General features: G+C 49.9%; 4 protein-coding genes. 3 read left to right on the top strand and 1 reads right to left on the bottom strand.

Annotated elements, in window-relative coordinates; genetic code table 11:
• Positions 1-198: 198 nt before the first annotated feature.
• The gene (locus NG833_RS21275) at positions 199-2,010 is read right to left on the bottom strand and encodes a serine/threonine-protein kinase (RefSeq protein WP_254567276.1); all 1,812 of its coding nucleotides are present in this window, start codon (positions 2,008-2,010) and stop codon (positions 199-201) included.
• A 508-nt stretch (positions 2,011-2,518) separates the two neighbouring features.
• Here NG833_RS21275 and NG833_RS21270 point away from each other — a divergent pair.
• From NG833_RS21270 to NG833_RS21260, 3 genes are all read left to right on the top strand, one after another.
• The gene (locus NG833_RS21270; RefSeq protein WP_015147336.1) at positions 2,519-3,949 is read left to right on the top strand and encodes a form I ribulose bisphosphate carboxylase large subunit; all 1,431 of its coding nucleotides are present in this window, start codon (positions 2,519-2,521) and stop codon (positions 3,947-3,949) included.
• Positions 3,950-4,203: 254 nt separating this feature from the next.
• Positions 4,204-4,578, top strand: a complete 375-nt coding sequence (locus NG833_RS21265; RefSeq protein ID WP_254567277.1) for a chaperonin family protein RbcX — start codon at positions 4,204-4,206, stop codon at positions 4,576-4,578.
• Positions 4,579-4,661: 83 nt separating this feature from the next.
• Positions 4,662-4,997 carry a ribulose bisphosphate carboxylase small subunit gene (locus NG833_RS21260; RefSeq protein ID WP_254567275.1) on the top strand — a complete coding sequence of 112 codons (336 nt, stop codon included), beginning with the start codon at positions 4,662-4,664 and terminating at the stop codon, positions 4,995-4,997.
• Positions 4,998-5,155 lie beyond the last annotated feature (158 nt).

The following is a 5,155-nucleotide window of genomic DNA, read 5'->3' as shown; positions in this document are numbered from 1 at the left end:
TCCAACAAATAAATCATCCTTGCTTTGATGCGATCGCACCTAACAAGGCTCTTTTAGCCCGCGCAGGCGGGCTTTGTCCGTGTAGCCCCAGGCTTGAGCCTGCGGGTTTTTTGAAGGTTTTATTTTTTGGAGTTCCCTAAACCAAGTAGATTTCTATCAGTAGTCCAGCATCATCATTACATATTTATGACTACCGTTTTATCGAAATCCTAAGAGTCTCAAAACCGGCATCAGTAAATAGTAACTACAACCGAGACAAAAACTGCCCGTCATCCCTAATAAAGCAAAAAAGGCGATGCTATCCCAAAATTGTGGCATCCCGATTCCGGAGGTGGCGGAAAATAGGTCTAAAATCAGGGGAAAATATGAACTATACAGAAAGGCTGCCATCACGACTGCCGTCCCGATCGCACTCATGGTGGCATGGAACAGTTGCGGTTTGGGTAATCCTAACCCCAGGGTAATCGAGGCGATCGCAATGGCCGTAAATCCGACTAAATCCGGTGCAGCTAGGGTCTCACCGCTTGAACTCACCGCTAATACAAACCATCCTAACCCATACCCAAATACTCCCATCAAGCCAGCCACAATAAATCGTCTTCGTTGTCCGAAACTTCCCGCTTCGGTTAATCCCAATGCTGTGCCTAAACCCGCCATCCCAAATAAAATCGCAACTGGATGGACTGTCAGTTCCAGGTTGGGAAACCATTGTGCGATTAACTCACTTAGGCGGCTGCTGAGTCGGCTGCCGACAGGTAACCAATAGGCTAAGGCAAATCCAACACCAGCACCAACACTCGCACCCAATCCGCCTAAAATTGTGCCTAATAAGGTATCAAAGCAGGCGGTAAAGACCCAACCGATCAGATCTAAAGTGGTGATTAGGATGCCTTCTAGGGTTTTGTAACTGACTAAACCTAGGGTGGCGATCGCCTTAATTACCACAGTTCCTACTCCCCAGCAAAATTGCAGACTGCGCCCAGATGCCACCGCTGCAAACTCCGCCAAACGGCCACCGAGTCCCTGATTCCGCTGGCGGACTAAGGTTTTTAAATACGAACCTTGTCCCAGTCGTCCTTGGAGTTCTGTGGCACTATCTAATCGTTTGTCAATCTGAAACTCCAGCATTTCATCAATGACATTAGCCAGATTCAGACTAACTCTGGCATGAGGATGCCAGCGACATTCTCCGGACATTCCATCATCGAAGTCCGTCGGCGATCGCCCGGTGAGCAGAAAAATCGCAGTTCGACCCAAGGCATAAAAATCCGCTGCCGGTCCCACAGAACCCCCCATCATCTGTTCCGGAGGACTATAACCCGGGGAAAACAACCGGGTGGAACTCGCCTGCTTACCACTGAGTTGTTTCACCCCGCCAAAATCGATCGCCACCAGTTGACCCCCTGCACTTCCCCCCATCCTTCTATTAAATAAGGAGAAAGGAGTCCCCGGATTGGCCAGAGTGGATCCGGTGCGGACCATGAGATTCGTGGGTTTCAGGTCCCGGTGAATAATGGAATGGCGGTGCAACTCTTCTAATATATCTGCTGCCTGCATCAACCAATCCACCACCATCTCCTCGGGAAACCCTTGAGGATAATCGCGATGGAGCATTTCATCCAAGGTTAACCCCTCGATTTTTTCCATGACGAGACAAGGAAGGGTGTCGGATTGGGAATGTTTGAGAGAAACGTGAAAATAACCGTCGCGATCGACTTTGGGAATTCCGGGATGGGTCAGACTGGCTAAGACGGATGCTTCTTGTTCAAACAGTTCCAAGGCTTTGGGCGATCGCTCAACCAACACCTTCAAGACTCGTTCCCGGTCCGTCTGCCGGTCATAAGCGGTGAAAGTGACGGCAAAACCGCCGGTCCCTAATTTTTGTAAGGGGAGGTAACGGCCATTTAAAAACAGAGGGGTGCCACAACTGTCACAAAAATGATGACTCGGACTTTGGCCGGTGGGACTTGGACAATCTGGGTTGATGCAGTGGAGGAAAGCTGGCTGCATAAGTTTTTTAAAATCACCCCCAAGGGCGATCGCGCAACAAAGGGGATCAAGGTTAAAGGGTCTCAAGGCAAAGGAGGCGATCGCATTTTGGAACGTTCGTCCCCCCCTATCCGGGTCAGGAAGCAGAACCCATCGCCTTCTCAACTGCGATCCATTGTATCGTTCCTGCTGCTCCCCATACGGAAATTATGCCAGTCCTCGCAAAACTGAGCGTTTTATTATATCAGAAACTTGCCGTTTTACATTATAACAAAAAATAAATATTTATAACGAAAAATAAAGAAATATTATCGAAGAATAAAAGAACAATGATGTTTAACTTATTGTTTTCCTGATACTATTGTTATGCAGCAAAACGAAGCAGCCGACTGATTTCGCTCCACCGATCCCCGACGCGGGTTCGGTAAGCAATAGTACCCAGATAAGTGAATAGCTTGTCAGGAAAACAAAAAACCAGGACAACTGCAACGATTTTCGATGATTCCGATGATTCCTAGGAAGGGGGATTATGTCTTACAGTTCAACCCAGACTCAAGCAAAAACCGGCTACCAAGCTGGCGTTAAAGATTATAGACTGACTTACTACACGCCGGACTACACTCCCAAAGATACCGATGTCTTGGCGGCATTCCGGATGACCCCTCAGCCCGGAGTTCCCCCGGAAGAAGCAGGAGCTGCAGTAGCTGCTGAATCTTCTACCGGAACCTGGACCACAGTGTGGACCGACCTGTTGACCGACTTGGATCGGTACAAAGGCCGTTGCTACGACATCGAAGCGGTACCCAACGAAGAGAACCAATATATCGCTTACGTTGCCTACCCCCTCGACTTGTTTGAGGAAGGTTCTGTTACCAATATGCTGACCTCCATCGTGGGGAACGTCTTTGGTTTCAAAGCCTTGCGTGCACTGCGCTTGGAAGATATGCGGATTCCCGTTGCCTACCTGAAGACCTTCCAAGGTCCTCCCCACGGCATCCAAGTTGAGCGTGACAAAATCAACAAATATGGTCGTCCCCTGTTGGGTTGCACCATCAAGCCGAAACTCGGTTTATCGGCGAAGAACTACGGTCGTGCAGTATATGAATGCTTGCGCGGTGGTTTGGACTTCACCAAAGACGACGAGAACATCAACTCCCAGCCGTTCCAACGCTGGCGCGATCGCTTCTTGTTCGTTGCTGACGCTATCCATAAAGCTCAGGCAGAAACTGGCGAAATCAAGGGCCACTACCTCAACGTAACCGCCCCCACCTGCGAAGAAATGCTGAAACGGGCTGAGTTCGCCAAAGAACTCAAAATGCCCATCATCATGCATGACTTCTTAACCGCAGGGTTCACCGCCAACACCACCTTGGCTCACTGGTGCCGCGATAACGGAATCCTGTTGCACATCCACCGTGCCATGCACGCCGTTATCGACCGTCAGAAAAATCATGGTATCCACTTCCGTCTGCTTGCCAAGTGCTTGCGGATGTCCGGTGGTGACCACATCCACACCGGAACCGTTGTGGGTAAACTCGAAGGCGAACGTGGCATTACGATGGGCTTCGTGGACCTGCTTCGCGAAAACTATATCGAACAAGATAAATCTCGTGGGATTTACTTCACCCAAGACTGGGCATCCATGCCTGGGGTGATGGCTGTTGCTTCCGGTGGTATCCACGTATGGCATATGCCCGCACTCGTGGAAATCTTCGGTGACGACTCCGTGCTGCAATTTGGTGGTGGGACCTTGGGTCACCCCTGGGGTAATGCTCCGGGTGCAACCGCCAACCGTGTCGCCTTGGAAGCTTGCGTTCAAGCTCGTAACGAAGGACGCAGCTTGGCTCGTGAAGGGAATGATATCCTCCGTGAAGCCGGACGTTGGTCTCCTGAGTTGGCTGTCGCTCTTGACCTCTGGAAAGAAATCAAATTTGAGTTCGAGGCGATGGATACCGTTTGATGACGGATCCTTAGTAGAAAAGTTAACCGTTAACCTGAGATGGAAAACGGTTAACCTTTCTCCAGTCATTCAAGCGCTCTAAGCAAAGCGCAGTATCACGGCAAAATCCGGCAACCTGCGGCGGAAAGTATTCCCCTACGCTGTTTAGCAAGGGGATCCGGGTTATGGTTTGTACCCGAAGAAACTTGCAACCACCCACTGCGATCGCAGTCGGTAGAGATAAACAACCGCTGATATCAAACGTTGCCAACAATATGGATTTAAAACAAATCGCCAAAGATACTGCCAAAGTGATGAGTAGCTATTTGACCTACCAAGCCATGCGAACCGTGGTCAGTCAACTGAACGAAACCAATCCTCCCTTGGCATACTGGCTGCAAAGCTTTTCCGCCACGGCCAAAATTCAAGATGGAGAAGCGTATATCCAAGCGTTACTTCAGGAAAAGCCAGATTTGGCGATTCGGATCATGACCGTGCGCGAACATATCGCCGAGGAAGTGACAGAGTTCTTGCCTGAAATGGTTCTGACTGGCATCATGCAGGCCAACATCGACCACCGGAAGCAGTATCTGGAAAGAACAGTAACGGGATTGCCCCTACCTGACTCGACCCCAGAGACGGAAACCTAACCTGGATCCGGTTGACGGTGGTGATTTGTTTCCCGCTTAAACAGCCAATCATTGTAGATCCCGCACCAAAGAGACAAAGAATTATGAAAACTCTGCCAAAAGAGCGTCGTTACGAAACCCTTTCCTATCTGCCCCCTCTGTCTGATGCACAGATTGGTAAGCAGATTCAGTACATCATCGACCAAGGCTACATTCCTGCCATTGAGTTCAATGAAACCTCTGACCCCACGGTTTACTACTGGACCATGTGGAAGCTGCCTTTGTTCAACGCCCGTTCTGTCCAAGAAGTGATGAGCGAAGTTCAAGCCTGCCGCAGTGAATACCCCTCCTGCTACATCCGCGTTGTGGGTTTTGATAACATCAAGCAGTGCCAAGTGCTCAGCTTCATCATCCACAAACCCAACACCAGCCGCTTCTAAGTTTGGGAAGTAATACGGAATTCGGTTGTCGAAGGTCTGTAAAAACCCGCACCCTCAAGGGTGGGGCTATACGGACGAAGCCCGCCTGCGCGGGCTGCGGAGCGAAAACTGACTTTTACCAACCGGATTTGGTATAACACTCAATTCGGTTGTCGAAG

This window comes from Oscillatoria sp. HE19RPO (genome assembly GCF_024220515.1).
GTDB lineage: Bacteria > Cyanobacteriota > Cyanobacteriia > Cyanobacteriales > Laspinemataceae > Laspinema.
This window is presented reverse-complemented; position numbering and strand designations above follow the sequence as displayed.

What these genes read in the sequence shown, in the direction of transcription:
- NG833_RS21275 (WP_254567276.1), bottom strand. Translation starts at nt 2,010, where the DNA reads ATGCAGCCAGCTTTCCTCCACTGCATCAACCCAGATTGTCCAAGTCCC.
- NG833_RS21270 (WP_015147336.1), top strand. Translation starts at nt 2,519, where the DNA reads ATGTCTTACAGTTCAACCCAGACTCAAGCAAAAACCGGCTACCAAGCT.
- NG833_RS21265 (WP_254567277.1), top strand. Translation starts at nt 4,204, where the DNA reads ATGGATTTAAAACAAATCGCCAAAGATACTGCCAAAGTGATGAGTAGC.
- NG833_RS21260 (WP_254567275.1), top strand. Translation starts at nt 4,662, where the DNA reads ATGAAAACTCTGCCAAAAGAGCGTCGTTACGAAACCCTTTCCTATCTG.